The sequence below is a fragment of the Halomonas sp. genome (genome assembly GCF_014859505.1).
GTDB lineage: Bacteria > Pseudomonadota > Gammaproteobacteria > Pseudomonadales > Halomonadaceae > Halomonas.
Window position 1 is genome coordinate 12,787 of sequence record NZ_JACUUD010000014.1, and the last position, 19,997, is coordinate 32,783.

15 protein-coding genes are annotated in these 19,997 nt (G+C 60.7%); 13 read left to right on the forward strand and 2 right to left on the reverse strand.

What is annotated here, in order from left to right; translation table 11 throughout:
- Nucleotides 1-36 precede the first annotated feature (36 nt).
- Both IBX53_RS03670 and IBX53_RS03675 read right to left on the reverse strand, forming a co-directional pair.
- A complete protein-coding gene (locus IBX53_RS03670; protein ID WP_290905505.1) occupies nt 37-1,728 on the reverse strand; it encodes an AMP-binding protein in 1,692 nt (563 codons plus the stop codon).
- A 72-nt stretch (nt 1,729-1,800) separates the two neighbouring features.
- Nucleotides 1,801-2,250 (reverse strand): MerR family DNA-binding transcriptional regulator, encoded by a 450-nt coding sequence (locus IBX53_RS03675; protein WP_290905507.1) that lies wholly within the window; start codon nt 2,248-2,250, stop codon nt 1,801-1,803.
- A gap of 251 nt (nt 2,251-2,501) precedes the next feature.
- On the opposite strand from IBX53_RS03675, the gene IBX53_RS03680 reads away from it, so the two are divergent.
- The 13 genes from IBX53_RS03680 (at nt 2,502) to IBX53_RS03740 (ending at nt 19,994) form a co-directional block, all read left to right on the forward strand.
- Nucleotides 2,502-3,668, forward strand: a complete 1,167-nt coding sequence (locus IBX53_RS03680; protein ID WP_290905510.1) for an acyl-CoA dehydrogenase family protein — start codon at nt 2,502-2,504, stop codon at nt 3,666-3,668.
- 14 nt (nt 3,669-3,682) lie between these two features.
- Nucleotides 3,683-4,837, forward strand: a complete 1,155-nt coding sequence (locus tag IBX53_RS03685; RefSeq protein WP_290905513.1) for an enoyl-CoA hydratase/isomerase family protein — start codon at nt 3,683-3,685, stop codon at nt 4,835-4,837.
- A gap of 25 nt (nt 4,838-4,862) precedes the next feature.
- Entirely contained in the window at nt 4,863-5,762 is a 900-nt protein-coding gene (mmsB, locus tag IBX53_RS03690) for a 3-hydroxyisobutyrate dehydrogenase (protein ID WP_290905516.1), read from the forward strand.
- A gap of 146 nt (nt 5,763-5,908) precedes the next feature.
- Nucleotides 5,909-6,361 carry a hypothetical protein gene (locus tag IBX53_RS03695; protein ID WP_290905519.1) on the forward strand — a complete coding sequence of 151 codons (453 nt, stop codon included), beginning with the start codon at nt 5,909-5,911 and terminating at the stop codon, nt 6,359-6,361.
- 537 nt (nt 6,362-6,898) lie between these two features.
- A complete protein-coding gene (locus IBX53_RS03700) occupies nt 6,899-7,972 on the forward strand; it encodes a polysaccharide export protein (protein WP_290905522.1) in 1,074 nt (357 codons plus the stop codon).
- Between the two features lie 15 nt (nt 7,973-7,987).
- Entirely contained in the window at nt 7,988-10,249 is a 2,262-nt protein-coding gene (locus IBX53_RS03705; RefSeq protein ID WP_290905525.1) for a polysaccharide biosynthesis tyrosine autokinase, read from the forward strand.
- A gap of 55 nt (nt 10,250-10,304) precedes the next feature.
- Nucleotides 10,305-11,441, forward strand: coding sequence for a hypothetical protein (locus IBX53_RS03710; RefSeq protein ID WP_290905527.1), 1,137 nt, complete (start codon nt 10,305-10,307; stop codon nt 11,439-11,441).
- Complete coding sequence (locus IBX53_RS03715) at nt 11,438-12,595, forward strand: glycosyltransferase family 4 protein (protein ID WP_290905530.1); 1,158 nt, start codon at nt 11,438-11,440, stop codon at nt 12,593-12,595. The genes IBX53_RS03710 and IBX53_RS03715 overlap by 4 nt, the downstream gene beginning before the upstream one ends.
- 111 nt (nt 12,596-12,706) lie before the next feature.
- Nucleotides 12,707-14,692: a nucleoside-diphosphate sugar epimerase/dehydratase gene (locus tag IBX53_RS03720; protein ID WP_290905533.1), complete on the forward strand. Its 1,986-nt coding sequence runs from the start codon at nt 12,707-12,709 to the stop codon at nt 14,690-14,692.
- Nucleotides 14,693-14,714: 22 nt separating this feature from the next.
- A complete protein-coding gene (locus IBX53_RS03725) occupies nt 14,715-16,517 on the forward strand; it encodes an ABC transporter ATP-binding protein (protein WP_290905536.1) in 1,803 nt (600 codons plus the stop codon).
- Between the two features lie 53 nt (nt 16,518-16,570).
- On the forward strand, nt 16,571-17,533 hold the full coding sequence (locus tag IBX53_RS03730) for a glycosyltransferase family A protein (protein ID WP_290905539.1): 963 nt from the start codon (nt 16,571-16,573) through the stop codon (nt 17,531-17,533).
- Nucleotides 17,534-17,651: 118 nt separating this feature from the next.
- Nucleotides 17,652-18,893 (forward strand): CDP-glycerol glycerophosphotransferase family protein, encoded by a 1,242-nt coding sequence (locus tag IBX53_RS03735; protein WP_290905542.1) that lies wholly within the window; start codon nt 17,652-17,654, stop codon nt 18,891-18,893.
- Nucleotides 18,894-19,031: 138 nt separating this feature from the next.
- Nucleotides 19,032-19,994: a hypothetical protein gene (locus IBX53_RS03740; protein ID WP_290905544.1), complete on the forward strand. Its 963-nt coding sequence runs from the start codon at nt 19,032-19,034 to the stop codon at nt 19,992-19,994.
- Nucleotides 19,995-19,997: the final 3 nt, after the last annotated feature.

The window sequence follows — 19,997 nt, forward strand, 5'->3', positions numbered from 1 at the left end:
AGATCGGGTCACGCTCCGCTCCCCCGCCGCTGAGGCTTATTCCAGTCCTAGTTCGTGGGTCGCTTCCTCGCGCATCTTGAACTTCTGGATCTTGCCGGTGACCGTCATCGGGAACTCGTCGACGAACTTCACGTAGCGGGGCACCTTGTAGTGGGCGATCTTGCCCTTGCAGAATGCCTTGAGCTCGTCGGCGGTCAGCTGCTGGCCATCGGCCAGCTTCACCCAGGCCATCACCTCCTCGCCGTACTTCTCGTCCGGCACGCCGATCACCTGGACGTCGGAGATGGCGGGGTGGGTGTAGAGGAAGTCCTCGATCTCGCGCGGGTAGATGTTCTCGCCGCCGCGGATGATCATGTCCTTGATGCGCCCCACGATGGCCACGTAGCCCTCGTCGTCCATGGTGGCCAGATCGCCGGTGTGCATCCAGCCGGCGCTGTCGATGGCCTTGGCGGTGGCCTCGTCGTTGTTCCAGTAGCCCAGCATCACGCTGTAACCGCGCGTGCAGAGCTCGCCGGTCTCGCCGCGGCCCACCACGGCACCGGTCTCCGGGCTCACCAGCTTCACCTCCAGGTGGGGGTGGATGGTGCCCACGGTGGTGACGCGCTTCTCCAGCGGGGCGTCGGTCTGGGTCTGGAAGCTCACCGGGCTGGTCTCGGTCATGCCGTAGCAGATGGTGACGTCCTTCATGTTCATGCGGTCGATCACCTTGCGCATCACCTCGATGGGGCAGATGGAGCCCGCCATGATGCCGGTGCGCAGGGAGGAGAGGTCGAAGCGCTCGAACTCCGGGTGCTCCAGTTCGGCGATGAACATGGTGGGTACGCCGTAGAGGGTGGTGGCGCGCTCCTCGGAGACCGCGCGCAGGGTCGCCTCCGGATCGAAGCCGTTGCCCGGGTAGATCATGGTGGCGCCGTGGGTCACGCAGCCCAGGTTGCCCATCACCATGCCGAAGCAGTGGTAGAGCGGCACCGGGATCACCATGCGGTCCTCCTCGGTGAGCGCCATGGTGCGCGCCACGAAGAAGCCATTGTTGAGGATGTTGTGGTGGGACAGGGTCGCGCCCTTGGGCGCGCCGGTGGTACCCGAGGTGTACTGGATATTGATCGGGTCGTCGAACTGCAGCGTGGCCTGTACCTCGGCCAGGTGTTCGGCGGAGACCTCGTCGGCGTGGGCCAGCATCGACGGCCAGCTGAACATGCCGGTCAGGGCACGATCGGCATCCAGGCAGATTACCCGCTCGAGCTCTGGCAGCTTCGCGCTCTGGAAGGTGCCGGGACTGGCGTCACGCAGCTCCGGGGCCAGCTCGGCCAGGGTGGCCACGTAATCGGAGCCCTTGAACCCGCCCTGCAGGATCAGCGTGGAGGCAGCAGACTGCTTGAGGGCGTACTCCAGCTCGTGGGTGCGGTAGCTGGGGTTGATGTTGACCAGGATGGCGCCGATCTTCGCCGTGGCGAACTGGGTAACGGTCCACTCGGCGCAGTTGGGCGACCAGATGCCGACGCGGTCACCCTTCCTGACGCCCAGGGCGAGCAGGGCGCGGGCGGCCTGGTCGACGGCGGCCTGGAGTTCCTGCCAGGTGTAGCGCAGGTCCTGGTGGAGGCTGATCAGGGCATCACGATCCGGGAAACGGGCGACGGTCTCATCGAAGCAGTCGCCGATGGTCTGGCCCTTGAGGGGGGTGTCGCTGATGCCGCTCACGTAGCTGATCGGAGTATGTTGGCGTGTCATCGTCTACCGTCTCTTTGTTGTTGCTGGGTGTGCAGTGGTGCAACACGGTCATGACCCTGGTCGCTGGCGGCCTCAGTGCTTCGGGGGTTCGACGCCGAGGCCGGACAGCACCTCACGGGCGCGGCTCTCGACGTCGTCGAGCTCTCTGTGCATCAGCCGGATATCCTCGAGCTGACGCTCCAGGTTGGCCCGCTTGTCGGCCAGGATCTCGAGAAGACGCTGCAACTGGCGCGCGTTGCCGTCGGGCATGGCGTCGTACATCATCACCACCTCGCGGATCTCGGCCAGTGAGAAGCCGAGGCGCTTGCCGCGCAGGGTCAGCTTGAGACGCACCCGATCCTTCTCGCGGTAGACGCGAGTCTGGCCGCGGCGCTCTGGGGCCAGCAGCCCCTCCTGCTCGTAGAAGCGGATCGTGCGAGGCGTCACCTCGAACATCTTGGCCAGCTCCCCGATGCTGAAGGTGCGCCGTTGGCGGGGCAGGCCGCCTGGCTGAGCCGCGTCGCTCTCTGTGCGCTGAGTCATGAGCGTCTTCCTTTAATTGTGTGGCGGGGCGGGGCGCACGCCGCTCGCTGAGGGCAACACTAGCCGAGGTTGACGTTAACGTAAAGTGCTTGTTAGACCATGGGGTGATGTGGGATAAACCTAGCAAGTGCTAGGTTGGTGCCAGGGCCGTGCGTCAGACGAGCGACGAGCGAACTCGGCATGCGCCAACTCCTGAATCCAGTCAATGCAGCCAACTACAACGCAACCGATACGCAGACGAGGATACCACCATGGATTTCTCCCTGAGCGACGACCAGAAGGCGCTGGTCCAGGCCGCCGCCGACTTCTCGAAGGCCGAACTGGCCGACCACGCCGCCGAGTGGGACGCCACCTCCCACTTCCCGCTGGATGTCATCCGCCGCGCCGGCGAGACCGGCTTTCTCGGCATTTATACCCCGGAGGAGCACGGAGGCCTGGGGCTTTTGCGTCTCGATGCCTCGCTGATCTTCGAGCAGCTTGCCCAGGGCTGTGTGGCGACCACCGCCTACCTCACCATCCACAACATGGTGACCTGGATGATCGCGACCTGGGGCGATGACGCCCTGCGCGAGGCCTGGGTCCCCGCCATGGTAACCGGCGAGGTGCTTGGCTCCTACTGCCTGACTGAGCCCGGTGCCGGTTCCGATGCCGCCAACCTGCGTACTCGGGCCGTTCGTGACGGTGATGAGTATGTGATCAGCGGCAGCAAGATGTTCATCTCCGGCGCCGGCGCCACCGAAGTGCTGGTGGTGATGGCGCGTACCGGTGAGCCGGACAGCGCTGCCGGCGGGGTATCGGCCATCGTGGTGCCGGCCGACGCCGCCGGCGTCGAGTACGGCAAGAACGAGGAGAAGATGGGCTGGAAGAGCCAGCCGACTCGCCTGGTGAGCTTCGATTCCGTGCGTGTGCCGGTCGGCAATCGACTGGGTGCGGAGGGCGAGGGCTTCAAGTTCGCCATGAAGGGCCTCGACGGTGGCCGCGTGAACATCGCCAGCTGTTCCCTGGGGGCCGCCCAGCACGCCCTGACCCTGGCCCGTGACTACATGGCGGAGCGCAAGCAGTTCGGGCGTGAACTGAACCAGTTCCAGGCGCTCCAGTTCAAGCTCGCCGACATGGCCACCGAGCTTACCGCCGCCCGCTTGATGGTTCGCCAGGCCGCCTGGCGCCTGGATCAGGACGACCCCGAGGCCACCGCGCACTGCGCCATGGCCAAGCGCTTCGCCACCGATGTGGGCTTCACCGTCTGCAACGAGGCCCTGCAACTTCACGGTGGCTATGGTTATATCCGCGAGTACCCCCTGGAACGGCTGGTTCGCGATACCCGTGTCCATCAGATCCTCGAGGGCACCAACGAGATCATGCGGTTGATCGTGGCCCGGCGGCTGATGGCGGATGGCGTGATCGAGTCGATGCAATAAGGAGATAACTCTCGATGTCGGATCTTCCCGTACGCTTCGACGAGCTGCCTACCGGTGACGGTGGGCGGATCGGCGTGGCGACCCTCAATGCCCCCAAGTCCCTCAACGCCCTCTCCCTGGAGATGGTCCACCAGCTGGATGCCAAGCTCGAGGCCTGGGCGGAGGATCGCAGCATTGTCGCCGTGTGGCTCGAGGGCAGCGGCGACAAGGCCTTCTGTGCCGGCGGCGACGTGGTGGCCCTCTACCGCTCGCTGACCGAGGAGGGCGACAATCGCGGAGCCGGCCGCGACAGTCTGCTGGCCGAGACCTACTTCACCGCCGAGTATCACCTCGACCATCGCATCCACACCTATCCCAAACCGCTGATGGTGTGGGGCGACGGCATCGTCATGGGGGGCGGCCTCGGCTTGATGGCCGGCGGCTTCCAGCGCATCGTCACCGAGACCACTCGCATCGCCATGCCGGAGATCACCATCGGCCTCTACCCGGATATCGGTGCCAGCTGGTTCCTCAACCGCATGCCACCCGGCGTGGGCGCCTACCTGGGCCTGACGGGCGCCCACCTGAACGCCCGCGATGCCCTGGACCTGGGCATGGCGGACCGTTTCATTCCTCGCGAGCGCCGCGGCCTGGTGCTGTCCGCGCTGGCCGAGGCGGACTACGGTGATCGCAGCGGCCCCGCCCTGCGTGGCGCCGTCCAGCAGGCGCTGGACCACCACGAGGCTCGCGAGGGGGCACCGGCCGGCCAGGTATGGCCGAACCTCGACCATCTGCAGGCCCTGGTAGGCGCCGTAGATGCCGCAACCGCGGTGAAGCGAATCCTGAGCGATACCCGCGACGACAGGTGGCTCGCCGCCAACCGTCAGCGCCTGGCCGACGGCTGTCCGCTGAGTGCCCAACTGGTCTGGCGCATGCTCGCCCGACACGCCCATTCCAGCCTGGCCGATGCCTTTCGCGACGAGCTGGTGCTTTCTGTGCAGTGCTGCCGCCAGGGCGACTTCGTCGAGGGTGTACGGGCGCTGCTGATCGACAAGGACAAGAGCCCGCGCTGGAGCCACTCGGATGCGGACGGCGTGCCGGAAGAGACGATCCAGGCGCTGTTTACCTCGCCCTGGGACAGCGAATCCCACCCCCTGCGTGACCTTGGGCTCGGGCATCGGGTCGGATAACACATCAACAACAAGGAGTACGAGCATGAATATCGCCTTTATCGGCCTCGGCAACATGGGTGCGCCCATGGCCACCAACCTGGTCAAGGCCGGCCACAGCGTTACCGTCTTCGACCTGGTGGAGAGCGCCATCCAGACCCTGGAAGCCGAAGGGGCCAAGCGGGGCGAGAGCGCCGAGGCCTGCGTCCGCGGTGCCGAGGTGATCATCTCCATGCTGCCCGCCGGTGCCCACGTCAAGGGGCTCTACCTGGGCCGCAACGGCGAGCCGGGCCTGCTTGACACTCTGGATGGCAAGCCGCTCTTGATCGACGCCTCCACCATCTCCCCGGATGACGCCCGCACCGTGGCCGCCGCCGCCGCCGAACGCGGGATCAGTTACCTGGATGCTCCGGTTTCCGGCGGGGTCGGCGGCGCCAAGGCCGGCATCCTGACCTTTATCGTCGGCGGTGATTCGGCCGCCTTCGACAAGGCCAGGCCGGTGCTCGAGGCCATGGGCAAGAACATCTTCCACGCCGGTGACAACGGCGCGGGGCAGGTGGCCAAGATCTGCAACAACATGCTGCTCGGTATCCTGATGAGCGGCACCGCCGAGGCCCTGGCGCTGGGTGTCAAGAACGGCATGGACCCGGCGGTTCTCTCCGAGATCATGAAGCAGAGCAGCGGCGGCAACTGGGCGCTCAATGTCTACAACCCGTGGCCAGGCGTGATGGAGGGCTCCGCCGCCTCCCGCGACTACCAGGGTGGCTTCCTCACCGACCTGATGGCCAAGGACCTGGGCCTCGCCTGGGAACTGGCGCTGGGCTCGAAGTCCTCGGTGCCCATGGGCTCCCAGGCCCGCAACCTGTTCGCGCTGCACAGCGCCCAGGGTAACGGCGCGCTGGATTTCTCCAGCATCCAGACGCTCTATCGCGCCGGCGACGAGTAGCGACCAGCCGCTGGGCGCCCGGGGAGCTCCTTGCAGGGGCTCCCGGAGGGTGTCAACGGCTCGCTGGCTCGAACCTGCCCGCCCCTCGCTCGTCGCTGCCGGTGTGGCACAATAAGTGCCCAGTATCGCAACGAAGGATTCGCGCGATGGCGTATGTTCTGGTGATGGGCGGGCTGGCGCTGTCGGTGAGCTTCACCCTGGGCTGGGTGCTGTGGCGCTCAGGTCGCTGGGTCTGGGGGCTGTTGGCCGGGCCTCCTGTCCGGCGTCGGGTACAACCCAAGCCACGCACCCGAAAGGCTCCGGCACCGCCCAGGCCGGCCGCCAGGCCTGCTCCCAAGCCTGCCGAGAAACCGACCCCGCGCGAGCCCTGGGCCCTGACCCGCTGGCTGGCGCGCCGGCACTCTGCTCTGCCCCTGGCGAGTCTCGCCCTCATTCTCTACGGCCTCACCCGGGTAGTGGAGTTCGGGATGACCCAGCGCCCACTGTCTCCCCCCCCGGGCTATCATAGCCTCGTGGATGCCCTGGGTTGGGCAGCGGCTACGCTGCTGACCCTGGCGCTGCTGAACCTCGTGGCGCGCTGGCGCTGCCGGGAGGGGTGAGCCCCCGGCAGCGTCCTCTTTTTACCTTCCTTTTTCTTCCCCCCGCCTTACGCTTGTTCATCTTGATGTATCCCCTCCTTTGCCGACCCCTTTACGGGTGTCGGTTATTTTTTTCATCCCCATCTATTAGTTCTCTAATGCTGTTTGTGAAGTAAATGCTTAGTGGTTTTCACACTGATATATGGGCTTTGCATAACTCCATGACGTTTATTTTAATGTTTTATGTCATGTCTGCTAGCTGTTGAAAATCAGAATGTATAAGTTCTGTAACCATGTAAGATGATGTTAGCGGAGTCATGCGCCTGGTTTTCCTATCCCATGGATCGGAAAAAAGGCTTACAAGGCCAGCTCGTCAAAGGGCTGTCAGAGCTCCCATGGTCTCGGAAAATTACCATGATTCCGGGGCGGTAGCGTGTCCAGAGAGAACGGCAAGGGGATACTCATATGCTTCCTGTGACAATGAATGAGGTTGAGGAATTTCCCTCGAATAGACCTGTAATCGGAAGCTCTTATAGAGCGGCAGGGCTACTGTTCGCAATGCTGATGCTCGGAGGTTGCGCCCTATCTCCGGGAGGGTATATCGACCATAAAAACGTGGATTCCTCCCTTGACTCTCGTGTGGAAGTGGTGCCAATCACGCCTGAGCTGGTCAATGCTCCGGTTGAGGAAGTGGTCACCTCCCGCCTTATTTCTGGCAGCCTTCGCCAGGAAATCGAGAACTATGAGTACCGGATTGGCCCCGGTGATGTCCTTAGTGTGATCGTCTACGATCACCCGGAACTGACCATCCCGGCGGGGAGCGAGCGCGCTGCGGCGGAGACCGGCAACCGGGTGCGCCCCGACGGCACCATGTTCTACCCCTATGTGGGCAGAGTGCGGGTGGCCGGCATGACACTGGAAGAGGTTCGGAGCCTGTTGACTCGCCGTCTCTCCGAGGTGATTGCCGCGCCCCAGGTGGAGGTCGGCATGGCCGCCTTCCGCTCCCAGAAGGCCTATGTCAGCGGGGCCGTGGAGAATCCCGGCACCCTGCCGATCACCATTGTGCCGATGACCGTGCTGGACGCCATCAGCGAGGCCGGGGGTGCACGACCCAACGCCGACTGGCACAACGTCACCCTCAACGGCAATGGCCGCGACGAGACGATTTCCCTGCATGCCATGCTCCGTCAGGGAGACCTTAGTCAGAACCGGCTCTTGCGCGACGGGGACGTGCTCCACGTGCCCACCTCGGAGAATCAGAACGTGGTGGTATTGGGGCAGGTTCTGCGCCCTGGCGCCATTGCGCTGGGGAATGAGCGGGTCACCCTGACCACGGCCCTTGCTCGTGCGGGGGGGGTCAACGAGAGTCGCGCCCAGCCCTCGGGCATCTTCGTGGTGCGCGCCATGCCGCCAGGCGCTTCCGCCGACAGGGTAGCCACCGTCTACCAGCTTGATATCCGCGACGCGACTCGGCTCGTGCTGGGCACTCGCTTCTCTCTGGAGCCTCAGGATGTGGTCTATGTCACTTCCGCACCGTTGGCTCGCTGGAACAACGTGATCTCGCTGCTGTTACCGTCGGTAAGCCTGCCGGGTGATGTCGCAAGATCGGTCGATAACGTCGGGGATCTATAACAAGAGATCATGGCCATGACAGCTTTTCCAGGTCACCACGGGTTGTCGAGTGAGCCTTCGCGCGACACTCCGGATATCAGTCTCGTAAAGCTGGTTTCCATCCTGCTGGATAATAAATGGAAGATCATCTTCACGGGGATCCTGTTCCTGCTCGGCGGGTATTTCTACGCCAGCTCCCAGCCGAGGATCTATCAGGCGGATACCCTGATACAGATCGAAGGGCGCACCACCACCCTGGGGCTGCTCGAGACCCTGGCGGTGGGCGACCAGGGGGGGAACCCCACGACTGCCGAACTGGAGATCCTCCAGTCCCGCATGGTGATAGGGGAAACCGTGGATCGCCTCGATCTGGCCATCCAGATCGCGCCGCGACGCATGCCCATGGTAGGGGATTTCCTGGTCAATCACGGCTTCACCCGTGAGCAGGTCGATGGGTTGACGCCGGGGTTCCTGGGTGACTGGCTGGGCAGGATAGGCGGCTGGGAGCAGAACGAGAGCAGCCCCTTTGTGTGGGCCGGTGAAACCCTTCGGGTGTCTCGCTTCGATGTGCCAACCCAGGCCGAGGGGAGAATCCATGTGCTGAGGGTGGCAGACGATGGCCACTACGTGCTGACCCGGGATGAGGTGACCGTACTGAGCGGGAGAGTGGGGGAGACGGTTCACGACGAGACATCAGGCTATCGTCTTTTCGTCAGCCAGCTCGAGGCCCATGCCGGAGCGGAGTTCGAGATGCGTCGCGTGTCGCACCTCGATGCCATCGCCCAGCTGCAACGTAGACTGACGATTGAGACCCGCGGCAAGGATTCCGGGGTCTATCAAGTGATGCTCAGCGGCCAGGACCGCGAGCAGATCGTCCGGGTGCTCGATACCATCACCGGGGTCTTCCTGTCCCAGAACGTCCAGCGGCAGTCCGAGGAGGCCGAGAAGCAGCTGGCTTTTCTCGAGGAGCAGATCCCGCAGGTCAATGTGGAACTGACGGACGCCGAAAATGCCCTGAATGACTATCGCGCCGAGCGGGACTCAGTCGACCTGACCTTCGAGACACAGAATCTGCTGCGTAGCCTGGTCGCCGTGGACAACCAGCTCTCGGAGCTGGCGCTGGCTGAGGCGGAGCTGGCCGAGCGGTTCCGTCCCACCCACCCGAACTATCAGGCCTTGCTGCGCAAACGCTCGCAGTTGCAGGCCGAGAAGGTGCAGCTCGAGGCCAGCGTCAACAATCTGCCGGAGACCCAGCAGGAGGTGCTTCGCCTGACCCGTGACACCCAGGTGAACCAGGAGATCTACGTTCAGCTACTCAACAAGCGTCAGGAGATGCGGCTGGTCAAGGCCGGTACTGTCGGCAACGTGAGGATACTCGATACTGGCGTGTTGCAGCGTGGCAGCATCGCACCTCGGGTCGGCCTGCTGACGGTTGGCAGCGCTCTGCTGGGGACCCTGCTGGCCATCGTTGGGGTGATGCTCAGGCTGGCCTTCAACCGTGCCGTCGAGACTCCCGATCAGTTGGAGGCGATCGGGCTGCCGGTCTACGCGATTGTGCCGGTGTCATCCGGCCAGGGCAGGCTATCGCACTTCCTCAAGCGTCGACGCAAGGAAGGGGTCAATGTCTTCCGCGGACTGTTGGCTATCACCAACCCCGAGGAACCGACGGTCGAGGCCCTGCGTGGCCTGCGAACCAGCCTCTACTTCGCCATGCTGGAGTCCAGCGACAACCGCCTGATGATCACCGGGGCGAGTCCTGAAGCCGGCAAGAGCTTCATTGCTGCCAATCTGGCCGTGGTCTGTGCTCAGGCCGGGCAGAGAGTGCTGCTGATCGACGCCGACATGCGCAAGGGGCATCTGCACCACGCCTTCCAACAGGCCGCCAAGGGGGGGCTATCTGAACTGCTGTCCAATCGCCTGAGCATCGACGAGGCCATTCGTCCCAGCGGACTCGAAAATCTCGATTTCCTTTCCCGCGGCAATGTGCCCCCCAACCCCTCCGAGTTGCTCATGCAGAAACCCTTCCATGAACTGCTCGCCTGGGCTGCACCACACTACGACCTGGTGATACTGGATACTCCGCCGGTGATGGCCGTGACCGATGCAGCAATAGTCGGCAAGCATGCCGGCTCCTGCCTGATGGTTGCACGCTATGGCCTCAATCCTCCCAAGGAGCTCGAGATCGCCAAGCGCCGTCTCGAGCATGCCGGAGTTCGGGTGAAGGGCGCGGTGCTCAATGCCGTGGACTATTCCACGAACAGGCAATACGGCTACTACAACGTCTATGCATACCGCTAGCCTCCGTTGCCTTTCCTGGCATCGGAGTGCAGACCAGTTCGGGAGTAAAGGCCATATGCTCGCGTATATCTGGGCGCTTGGCGTCTTTCTGTCCCAGTTCTATATCTTGCCGAGCGGGCTGCCTCAGCCGGCACACCTGCTGTTTGCCCTCAATTTCCTGCTGTTGGGCTACTTCTATTCGCTGACGATTCCCCTCAGCAGCCATGACGAGAGGCTGACAGCGCTCTTTCTGCTGGCCTTCTGTGCCTATGTGGCAATCTCCAACCTGGCCTGGGTGCTGGTGGAGCAGGATACCACCTTCATCAAGGCCACCATTTACTGGGTCTATGGGTGTTTGCTGTTTCTGTTCCTGCTGTCGTCACTCGGTGATGATCGAGTCAGAAGGGCAGTGGTAGCCTCCTGTGCAGTGAGCATCGTGTTGCTGTTCCTCTTCTGGACCACCGGGATGGGTCGCTATGAAGTGGGCAGCCGCTACCAGGGGTTCTTCAACGACCCCAATCAGATGGCGTTCTACGTGATCTGCGTATTCTCGACTTTCTTCTATCTCTTCAGAGGGAAGGGCAGTGGCCACCTGTTGTTCGCCATCGCTGTCATCAGCGTGATGCTGGTATTCGTCACACAGTCCAGGTCTGCCCTGCTCGGTATCTTCTTCTCACTGCTGGCGGCCTATCTTCGCTTCATCGACAACATGGCGGTCGGGTCAGGTGGAAAAGATCGGATACTCGCCTACATCATCGGGATCATGGCCGTGCCCGTTTTTCTCTACCTGCTGTTAAGCATGGAGACCGCCGATGTGGCCGTCTCGCGTTTCTCCGGTACGGATTACGGCAGTCAGGCAGAGATCAGGGGCTACACCAGACTGCAGGAGTTCCCGTCTTATCTCGCTCTGGGATCGGGTCAAGGACTGGATAGGCGTTTCGGCGGCCGGCATGAGATTCACTCCACCTGGGTGGCGGTGCTCTTCTACTACGGTATAGCGGGCTTTGTGATCTTCATGGCGTTCATTGCCAGGATCTTCCTGCGACTGGACCTGGCCGGAAAGATCGCCTTCCTCGGCCCGGTGTTCTATGGCATCTCGACCTATGGCGCGAGGACGCCCATCTTCTGGGTCTTCCTGGCGGCTGCCGCCCTGGCCGCCCGGGAAACCCAGCCGGCGCCCTCAATAACACCTGTCAGGGAACTCTCACCATGAAGATCATGTTCATTGGCACCGGCGTCTCCTCCGTCCTGGGCTTCAGGCGAACCCTGATGGAGAAGCTGCTGGCCGACGGCCACCGGGTATATGCCCTGGTCGAGGGCTACTCGGAGGAGGAGGAACGGCAGGTGCGGGCGATCGGGGTACTGCCGATGTCCTATGCCCTTGACGGCGCCGGGAGGATCCGCCGCAACCCCTTGTCGTCCTTCATGAGGATGGTATCGGCGATCCGGAAGGTTCAGCCGGATACGGTGTTCAGCTACTTTGCCAAGCCGGTAGTGATCGGGACCTGGGCCGCTGCCATTGCAGGTGTCCGCCATCGGGTCGGCATGCTGGAAGGGCTGGGCTACTACTTTTCCGAATGCCCCGGCAGGCGCTCCCTAAAGCGGCGTGTCATCAAATGGGCACAGCTTGGCCTGTTCCACCTCTCGGTGCCGCTGCTCGACACACTTGTCCTGCTCAACCCCGATGACAGGAAGGACCTGATCGACCGCTACCGGATACGGGCTCGTGATGTCTTTGTGCTGGGCGGAATCGGCCTGCGCCTCGAGGAGTTTCCCTGCTCCCCGCCGCCGACGGAGCCGGTTTCCTTCATCTTCGTGGGGCGGCTGCTGCTCGAGAAGGGAGTCAACAACTATCTGGATGCGGCCGAAATCGTGGCAAGCCGGCATCCCGAGGTGCGGTTCGTGGTCCTGGGCCGCTTCGATTCCGGCAGGACGGATGGGGTGGATCCCGAACGCTTCAAGGACCTCGCGCGCAGGGGCATCATCGAGTATCCGGGCAAGGTGGGCAACGTCCACGAGTGGCTCACCAACGCGAGTGTCTTCGTGCTGCCCTCCTGGTATCGCGAAGGGGTGCCGCGCAGCACCCAGGAGGCTATGTCGGTCGGACGTGCCGTCATTACCACCGATTCGCCCGGATGTCGGGAGACCGTGGTCGACGGAGAGAACGGCCTGCTGGTCCCCCCGGAAGACACGTCCGCCCTGGTCGCTGCCATGACGCATTTCATCGATCACCCCGAGGCGATCATCGCCATGGGCGTGCGGTCACGTGAACTGGCCGAGGCCCACTACGACGCCGATCGAGTCGATGCCCTGCTGATCCATCACGTCATGGGACTCCCGGACCCCCAGCTGAGCTGCGCGTCATGACCCCTTACGGGCATCGACAGCATGCGTAAAACCGATGGATTCGAGGCCGGTGCACGATTTCTGGCCCCTTTTTCCCACACGACGCGCCCCGACAAGCAAGGAGTAGGTGACATGACCTGGCTAGACGCCCTGATGACGATGCCTCGTCATCGCAAGCGCCGCATGCTTCAGCTTATCGATGGCTTGACCATTGTGGTCAGTCTCAATCTGGCGGTCATGCTGCACCGCGACAGTGTCCTGACTCTTGCGGACATGTGGCTGTGGAGCCTGACAGGCCTGGTCACACTCTTGACCCTGCTGTGCTTTCGCTGGCTGGGGGTCTACCGGCTGGTTCTGCGTTACATGAACCACAGCGCCGTGCTCAGCCTGGGGGCAGGGGCACTGGTCTCGTCGCTATTGGTGATATTGCTCGATAAGGTGATGGGAGACATGTTCTCGGCTTCGGTGGCGGTGATCCATGGATTGGCGCTTCTGGTGGGCATAGGTGGGGTGCGCTATGTGCTGCGAGAGCTATACCTGATCAGTCAGCGTCGCCAGCGGCGTCCGGTGTTGATCTATGGCGCTGGTGCCGCCGGCTGCGAACTGGTGTCAGCGCTGCGTCATGGGGGCGAGTACGAGCCCGTGGCCTTCATCGATGACTGGCGCGGACTCGAGGGCAACCTGGTCGATGGCCTGCGGGTACATCAGCCTTCCAAACTTGAGGCCCTGATAGACGAACATCGTGCCGCCATGGTCCTGTTGGCCATACCCAGTGCGACTCGAAGCCGTCGGCGCGAGATCCTGCAGCGTCTATCGACGCTCTCCATCCCTGTGCAGACGATACCCGGCAGTGCAGATGTGATTGCCGGCCATGCCAGTATCAACGATGTTCGGGACGTGGCGGTGGAAGACCTGCTGGGTCGCGATCCCGTGCCCCAGTTCCCCGATCTGATGGATGCCAACATCCGAGGCAAGTCGGTAATGGTCACCGGTGCCGGCGGGTCGATCGGGAGCGAGCTGTGTCGACAGATCATCGAGCAACAGCCCGCTCGGCTGCTGCTGGTCGACAACTGCGAGTTTGCGCTCTTCTCCATCGAGCAGGAGCTACAGGCGCACCCCGGAGTCGGCAAGTCAGGGGTCGAGGTCATGCCGCTGCTGGCCTCCATCCAGCGGCGCGATGCCCTGGCCTCGATCTTCGACGGCTTCGAGGTCCATACCCTCTACCACGCAGCCGCCTACAAGCATGTGCCGATGGTGGAGTACAACCTGATCGAGGGGATTCGCAACAACGTCTTCGGTACGCTGAATCTGGCGCGGGCCGCCATGAGCGTCGGGGTGGAGACCTTCGTGATGATCTCCACCGACAAGGCGGTGCGCCCGACGAACGCGATGGGCGCCTCCAAGCGTTTGACCGAGCTGATCTGCCAGGCCCTTGCCCATGGTGGATGCAGAACCCGCTTCTGCATGGTGCGTTTCGGCAACGTGCTGGGCTCCAGCGGTTCCGTGGTTCCGCGGTTCCGGGAGCAGATCGAACGCGGTGGGCCGGTGAAGGTGACCCATCCCGAGATCACTCGATATTTCATGACCATACCCGAGGCGGCTCAACTCGTGATTCAGGCAGGCGCCATGGCACGGGGAGGCGAAGTATACGTCCTCGATATGGGGGATCCGGTCCTCATCCAGGATCTCGCGGTCAACATGATTCGCCTCTCCGGCCTGGAGGTGAAGGACAGCGAACACCCCGATGGCGACATCGAGATCATCCATACCGGTCTGCGACCCGGGGAGAAGCTCTTCGAAGAGCTGCTGATCGGCGAGGCGGTGTCGGGGACACGCCATGATCGGATCATGACATCGCGGGAGCCGTTCTGGGAGTGGCCCCAGCTCGACGCCTATCTCCAGGAGCTGAAGCGGGCGCTGGGCGCGTCAGACCACATGGAAGTGCGGCGCCTGCTGCAATCTGCACCCCTGGCCTATCGGCCCGACGACACCATGGTTGATCTCGTCTGGCAGGCTCGTAATGACCGCCTGCTGGCGGGGCCTGGACCGGCCGCGATAGGGCAGAGGGCAAGAAATTTCTCTGGCCCGGTCGGTCTCCATTCAACGAAGCCAGTTTGAGCGAGACAGAGAAGGTGATGCCATGTTGAAGGACCTGCGTGAATTCTATTCCCTGCTGAGTCGAGAACAGCGCCGACGGCTTCTCCGCTTGCAGGGCCTCATCATCATCATGTCGTTCGCCGAGATCGCGAGCGTGGTCTCGATCGGGCCCTTCATGGCCGTGGTGGGAAACATTCAGCGCCTCAATGGTGACGGGCTCATGGCCCGGATCTTCCAGGCCACCGGGCTGCAAAGTCCGGAGGCGTTTCTGACCCTGCTCGGCGCCATGGTACTGACGATCCTGTTTCTCTCGGCGATGTTCTCCATGTACACGACCTGGCGGCTGTCTCTCTTCAGTGCCAGCGTTGGGGCGGAGATATCGAGCCGCCTCTACCGCTACTATCTGCATCAGCCCTGGCTGTTCCACTCCGGTCAGAGTACGAGCCGCCTGATCAGCAAGGCGTCTCAGGAGGTACAGAGGACCACAACTAAGATCATCTCCCCGAGCCTGCAGCTCAATGCCAAGCTGGTGATGGTGACTACCATGACCCTGGCTATCTTCTTCTATCATCCGGGCGTGGCCATGGCAGGCGTGGTCATCTTCGCTGCGGCCTACCTGCTGCTCTACAAGACGGTACGGCGTTTCCTGGTGGCCAATGGCCGGCGTGTCTCTCGCGCCCAGGCCAAGCGCTTCAAGCTCATGACGGAGGGCTTCGGCGGCATCAAGGACCTGCTGTTGCTGCATCGGCAGGATACCTATGTCTCACGTTTCGAGAAGGCTAGTTATAAGGTCGCTCGCGGCCAGGGCGTCACCCAGGGGCTGAGCGATGCCCCTCGCTATGCCATTGAATTGATAGCCTTCGCCTCGATCGTCCTGCTGGTGCTCTATCTGCTCAACCTGTACGAAGGAAACCTGGGGGCGATCCTGCCGGCGCTGTCGATCTATGCCCTGGCCGGATTCAAGATGCTGCCAGCCTTCCAGAGAATCTATTCGGCCATCTCGGTGATTCGGGGAAACCTCTCTGCCTACTACACCATTCGCGATGACCTGATGGCGAGCCGCGAGAGCGAGCATGACGGTGTTCCTGGACAGGAAGGAGAGATAGTGCCGCTGGTTCCCGAGCAGGCAATCGAGCTTCAGGACGTGACGTTTGCCTACCCGGGAAAGAAGGACAGGGCACTCAACGGGCTGACATTGACCATACCTGCCAACGCGATGGTGGGCCTGGTCGGAGCGTCTGGGAGCGGCAAGAGCACCGCGGTCGACCTGCTGCTGGGTCTGATCCAGCCCGATACGGGCGACGTGCTGATCGATGGGGTGGCATTGACGCCGGAGAATCTACGCCATTGGCAGGCAAGCCTGGGACTGGTACCCCAGCAGATCTTCCTGGCCGATGCCAGCATCCTCGATAACGTGGCATTTGGCGTTCCACCCGAACAGGTTGACGAAGCCAAGGCCTTGAAGGCTCTCAAGATGGCACAGCTGGATGAGATGATCGAGAAGCTGCCCGAGGGCGTCAACACCTGGGTCGGTGAGCGCGGCGTGCAACTCTCCGGAGGCCAGCGGCAGCGGATCGGGATAGCCCGAGCCCTGTATCAAGAAGCGAAGGTGCTGGTGCTGGATGAGGCCACCAGCGCACTCGACGGCATCACCGAACGCCGCGTGATGGAGGATATCCAGCGGCTGGCCGGCAACTTGACGATCATACTGATTGCGCACCGTCTGACCACCGTCAAGGACTGCGACATGATCTATATCCTCGATGCCGGGCGGGTCGCCGACAGCGGTACCTATGATGAACTTGCGGTGAATAACGCTACCTTCAAGATGATGGCCAACCTCTGATGTCTCCTGAGTTTGATCGCATGCACGGTTCCATATCCGAGGTGTCTGATCCCATGAGCGAGATCGCTGTGAAGTTGCCCCCCTCGAAGCCCTTCTTTTCCGTGGTCATTCCCGTTCACAATAAGGTCGACCATCTCGAGAGCTCTCTGGCATGTGTCTATGCCCAGACATTCAGTGACTTCGAGATCATCGCAGTGGATGACTGTTCCACCGACGGCTCCCTGGAAATACTGAGGGAGCATGAGAAGGCGGGAAAGTTGAGGCTCTACCGGCGAAGCGAGCCGGGCCCCGGAGGGTATGCGGCAAGGAACCTCGGGGTCAGAAAGGCCCGTGCCGAATGGATCGTGTTCTTCGATGCCGATGACATCATGCATGATGACCACCTGATGGTCTTTCACGATGCCATCAGCGAGAATGGACGCCTGGATTTTTTTTGCAACAACTACGTCATGAGGGTGGGCAGCAAGGTCGTCGGAAAAAACAAGGGGATCTCGTCCGGAGTATATAATAAGCTGGACGGACTGACATTTTTTGCTCAAAACGATTTTGTACACATGAATTCGGCCTCCATTCGAAGGCGGCTGATTGAAAAGCTTGGGGGTTTTCCTGAAGGAAGATACAAGCGAGGGGGGGACGTCTATTTCTGGGTGAAATTATTGGCAGATATAGAAGCATTTTACTATAGCGACATGGTTACCTCCGAGTGGCTCCTGGATAATAGTTTTGTTACAAAAAATCCCGATAACCTGACGGTTCATCCACTGGCAGATTTTATCAAGACGGAGAGGCCGCGGCTGGACGAGATGTGTGACATTCAGTTAAGGCGAATAATCAACAGGAAAATAATAGCCTGGGCAACGGAGAAAAGGCTTCAGGGCAGAGGGTGTTACCATGACTTCCCCCACGTGAGCCTGAAAGGCTTGGGGTATGAAAACATGTTAAGACTGTTGTTGTTATCCATGCCCTTGAGCATCTACCATGGCGCCATTACTATGAAGCGTACCTGGAGGGCGTGATCGAACCGGGGAGCGTGCACACCCCTGCCATATGAAGCGGTTTGGCGTATGGTGATAGCCTGTCTTTCTGATAACCCCCGAAGTAACCAGGCGGAGTATGCACCTGCGGGTGGAACTTATGAAAATGACCAGAATTCTGAAACGCGTGTCTATCGACTTTGCCTGGATGCCCCTTGCGCTGCTGACTCTTCTGGTGCCAAGAAACAGGAAACTCTGGGCGTTCGGGAGTTCGAATGGCCAAAAGTACGCAGATCATTCCCGTATGTTGTTCGAAAACCTGCAGGAACATGGGGGTGGGGCCGATATACGAGTCGTGTGGAGCACGAAGTCTGAAGAAGTATTTCATGAGCTGATGGGGCGTGGATATCCGGTAATAAAGTCTGATACCTTACGGGGTTTCCTGACAACACTGCGTGCTGGTGTATGTGTCTACACACACTATGCGCATGATCACAACCGGATCGCGGCATTTGGTGCCTACAAGTTGCAGTTGTGGCATGGCATCCCGCTGAAGCGTTTCAAGGCAGTGTCCGGGTTGCTCGAAAAAGGCAAGGCAGGCAGGCAAAGAAGGGACTTTCATAATTGGATGCTGAATGTTCAGAAGAAGATCTTTCCCTGGGCAAACCCGACTTGGGACCTGCTTGTTTTTCAAAGTAATGTGGATCGCGAGCGCACCGGGACAGCTTTTGATGGAACCTATCGTCGTGGCCTGGTGGCGGGATCAGTCAGGGTGGAGAATTTGAAACAACAATTTTCACCTCAGCTGCCAGAACGAAAAGCGGGTGACAAGAAGATGCGAAGAATACTTTATGCCCCGACCCACAGGGCGCTAGGTCATGAATCGCTTTTCGAGAAGGTGCCCGTCCCCGTGGGAAATATTCTCCATGCGGAGTTGCAAAGGATAGGGGCAACGATGGATGTGAGGCTGCATCCATTCCAGGAGGGAGAGGCCGTTCCGGATATCATGAAGTGTGGCCCAGTGCAACTCGTCGCCAATTCCGCCTGCGACGATATTTACAGTGGGCTTCATGATTTCGATATCCTGATTACCGATTATTCCAGCATTTTTATAGATGTCCTGCCTCTTGGGATGCCGGTCATTTTCCTGGCGCCGGACCATCTGGAATATTCTAAAGATGATCAGGGTTTTTTCAGCGAGACGTTTTCCGTCCCAGGACCTGTTGCGCTGACGTGGGAGGAGGCGCTAATTTATTGTGACGGGGTCCTTAATGAAGGCAAGGATCCATGGCTGGAATCCAGAGAAGAGGCGGCCAGGTTTTACTTCGATAGCCGTGCTGGAAAGAAATCTGCGATGGAGAATGTTATCTCCACGGTTATGGAAGAACTCAGGATTGAATAATCATGGATATCGGTTCTGGGGTTTCTGCAAGTTGAAAAACTCTGGGGTGTCAGCGCTGGTCAAGCTTCGCTCTGGGATTTATGAAGCATTGCCACCCGTAAGGCTGCCGGGGAGCGTGGGTCTGATGAGGGGTGCGTCATGTCCAGTTTGAGAAAAAAAGGGATCGAGTTTATCAGGATCGTCCTGGCTCGTGTTGGTTATAAACTCAAGCCCATAAGTTCTTCAATTCCTATCGCACTGCCTTCGTTCGACGGTGACCCCCGGGCACTGAGATACCTCAGAAAGAATAGGGACTACTTGATTACGGCAAGACTCAAGGATGGTCGTTCGCTATTTGTTTTCCCGCTCAGTGATATCCATGGACACCCCTTTTCAGGGGCTGTCAAGTCGGCGCTTGATGTGTCGTTGACAGGCGGAGATGAGCGGGAGGCAATCAGGCTCGGGTTGCGGCGCTTCTATTGGTTCCATCAACCGGAGTTTGCAGCTGAGGTGCTTGGAGTTGCACCCAAGGACATTCCCATGTTGGGAGTTCAGCCACCTTGGGTGGTGATCAAGCCTTGGGAAGATATGACAGTAACAGAGCGCCAGGAAAAAATAATCAGGCATGAGAGGAAGGACAACAGTCATATTTCAAAAGTTGATATGAGTGTCGAGCATGGCTGTAACTTTTGTGGTCCTGTGTCAGAAGAAAAACTCGAGGTTGAAGTTGAGCGACTATATAAAATCATGAAGTCCATTCGAAAGAATGGATTTATTCGTCATGATTTCCTCGATGGTGACATTCGGGTCGAGTTGCTGGTTGATTCATCCGGTAACTGGAAGTGGCTCGTAAAGTCAGGCCAGCATCGTGCCGCAGTCATCAGCGCCCTCGGTTTCTCTAGCGTTCCTGTCAGAGTCGGCAGTGTTGTGTGTCGCGATGAGGTTGACGTCTGGCCTCAGGTACTGGCAGGCAACTACTCCAGGAAAATAGCGCTGCAGGTGTTTGATAATATTTTCGTTGGTGTTGGATTGGGTAAAGGATGCCGGATCGGAAGCCCTGGTGTGGCTGCCAGACCTTGGCGATATGATGCAATGTTTAGCAGTATCGATAAGGATGGATGAAGG

Bases quoted from the DNA above. Each gene is read 5' to 3' on its own strand.
- IBX53_RS03670 (WP_290905505.1), bottom strand. From the start codon at position 1,728: ATGACACGCCAACATACTCCGATCAGCTACGTGAGCGGCATCAGCGAC.
- IBX53_RS03675 (WP_290905507.1), bottom strand. From the start codon at position 2,250: ATGACTCAGCGCACAGAGAGCGACGCGGCTCAGCCAGGCGGCCTGCCC.
- IBX53_RS03680 (WP_290905510.1), top strand. From the start codon at position 2,502: ATGGATTTCTCCCTGAGCGACGACCAGAAGGCGCTGGTCCAGGCCGCC.
- IBX53_RS03685 (WP_290905513.1), top strand. From the start codon at position 3,683: ATGTCGGATCTTCCCGTACGCTTCGACGAGCTGCCTACCGGTGACGGT.
- mmsB (WP_290905516.1), top strand. From the start codon at position 4,863: ATGAATATCGCCTTTATCGGCCTCGGCAACATGGGTGCGCCCATGGCC.
- IBX53_RS03695 (WP_290905519.1), top strand. From the start codon at position 5,909: ATGGCGTATGTTCTGGTGATGGGCGGGCTGGCGCTGTCGGTGAGCTTC.
- IBX53_RS03700 (WP_290905522.1), top strand. From the start codon at position 6,899: ATGCTGATGCTCGGAGGTTGCGCCCTATCTCCGGGAGGGTATATCGAC.
- IBX53_RS03705 (WP_290905525.1), top strand. From the start codon at position 7,988: ATGACAGCTTTTCCAGGTCACCACGGGTTGTCGAGTGAGCCTTCGCGC.
- IBX53_RS03710 (WP_290905527.1), top strand. From the start codon at position 10,305: ATGCTCGCGTATATCTGGGCGCTTGGCGTCTTTCTGTCCCAGTTCTAT.
- IBX53_RS03715 (WP_290905530.1), top strand. From the start codon at position 11,438: ATGAAGATCATGTTCATTGGCACCGGCGTCTCCTCCGTCCTGGGCTTC.
- IBX53_RS03720 (WP_290905533.1), top strand. From the start codon at position 12,707: ATGACCTGGCTAGACGCCCTGATGACGATGCCTCGTCATCGCAAGCGC.
- IBX53_RS03725 (WP_290905536.1), top strand. From the start codon at position 14,715: ATGTTGAAGGACCTGCGTGAATTCTATTCCCTGCTGAGTCGAGAACAG.
- IBX53_RS03730 (WP_290905539.1), top strand. From the start codon at position 16,571: ATGAGCGAGATCGCTGTGAAGTTGCCCCCCTCGAAGCCCTTCTTTTCC.
- IBX53_RS03735 (WP_290905542.1), top strand. From the start codon at position 17,652: ATGAAAATGACCAGAATTCTGAAACGCGTGTCTATCGACTTTGCCTGG.
- IBX53_RS03740 (WP_290905544.1), top strand. From the start codon at position 19,032: ATGTCCAGTTTGAGAAAAAAAGGGATCGAGTTTATCAGGATCGTCCTG.